1 protein-coding gene is annotated in these 1,105 nt (G+C 58.5%); it reads right to left on the minus strand.

The genetic code is table 11. The annotated features are described in order from the left end of the window. Positions 1–160 precede the first annotated feature (160 nt). Positions 161–1,033, minus strand: a complete 873-nt coding sequence (gene ftsY, locus AWU74_RS05975) for a signal recognition particle-docking protein FtsY (protein ID WP_062328542.1) — start codon at positions 1,031–1,033, stop codon at positions 161–163. Positions 1,034–1,105: the final 72 nt, after the last annotated feature.

Genomic DNA, 1,105 nt, shown 5'->3' on the forward strand with positions numbered 1-1,105 from the left:
GGGTACAGTAATAACGCGCTCACACCCGCCGCCGGCGGTAATTCCTCTCCGCTTGCTTCTTCCGCGGAATCCGTCATATCCGGATCCGCAGAGCTGGCAAGAAGCGCACCGAACGCGAAAAAAACACCGGCAAACAAGAGTACTTTCCCGGTGGGGAGCTTCATGCGCTCCCCACTAATTCTGTAAGGTATTGTGCGGAATTAAAAACGTCGATATCGCGGTACTTCTCGCCGAAACCGATATAGGCGGCGGGGATAGACAGTTCTTTGCTTATGGAGAATGCCGCACCGCCACGGGCGGTCGAATCGTATTTGGTCAGAATCACCGCGTCGACGCCGACCGCTTCGTGAAACACTTCCGCCTGCCGGAGCGCATTCTGCCCCGTCGTCGCGTCGACGACGAGCAGTTTTTTGTAGCACCCTGCGTCCGCTTTAGAGGCGGCGACGCGGTCGATTTTTTGCAACTCGCGAATGAGATTTTCTTTGTTGTGCAGCCGTCCGGCGGTATCGGCGAGCACCAGCCCGCCACCCTGCGCCGAAACGGAAGCCGCCGCATCGAATGCGACCGCCGCAGGGTCGGAACCGTGCTGGTGCATTATAACGCGAATTCCGAGTCGTTCGCCGTGTATGGCAAGCTGTTCGATTGCGGCAGCGCGGAAGGTATCGCAGGCGGCTATCACCACGTTCTTCGCCCTGCCGTCGCGGAAAAACCGCGCCAGCTTTGCGACCGTCGTCGTTTTACCGACCCCGTTCACGCCGAGCACCAGATATATGCTGGTTTTCCCCGCTTCGGGCTTCAGTTCCGTGCTCCGCATATACGGCAGCAGCGCGTCACGGAGCGATTCCAGCACCGCCTCGCGGCTCGCAACGCGCTTTTGCCGACACGTTTTTTCAAGCGCGTCGACCAGTTCGACCGCGGTTTTCGCTCCGATATCCCCCTCGATGAGCGCGTCCGTCAGCTCCTCAAAGAAAGACTCGTCGAACGGACGAGAGATTCCCAAGAGGCTTTTGAGTTTTTCCGCAAGCGACGCCATTATGCTTCCCCTTTCGCTCTGCCCGGGATGACCGTATTCGTCGTATATAGATACCGCGCAAGCCAAAAAGCC

Source organism: Treponema endosymbiont of Eucomonympha sp. (assembly GCF_001028545.1).

Bases quoted from the DNA above. Each gene is read 5' to 3' on its own strand.
- ftsY (WP_062328542.1), bottom strand. From the start codon at position 1,033: ATGGCGTCGCTTGCGGAAAAACTCAAAAGCCTCTTGGGAATCTCTCGT.